Below are 209 nucleotides of genomic sequence, written 5' to 3' on the forward strand. Positions count from 1 at the left end.
GTGCCCTGCGAGGACTGAATCTGCGCCGTGCCGCCCACGTCGGCGAGGTGATTTGCGACGAGGTCCGTGAAGTCGACGATCTCGGCGATCGCGGAGAGATCGATCCGCTCGTCGTCGCCGGCCTCGAAATCGGCGACCACGTCGGCGCCATGCGATGCGGCGAAGACGAAGGTATCGTCGCCCTGCGCCCCCCAGAGCGTGTCGGCGCC

The 209-nt window shown here is 68.4% G+C and carries 1 protein-coding gene; it reads right to left on the bottom strand.

The annotated features are described in order from the left end of the window. A partial coding sequence (locus DRV85_RS19305) for a M10 family metallopeptidase C-terminal domain-containing protein (protein ID WP_420820933.1) occupies positions 1-209 on the bottom strand: 209 nt, incomplete at both ends.

The sequence above is a fragment of the Rhodosalinus halophilus genome (assembly GCF_003298775.1).
GTDB lineage: Bacteria > Pseudomonadota > Alphaproteobacteria > Rhodobacterales > Rhodobacteraceae > Rhodosalinus > Rhodosalinus halophilus.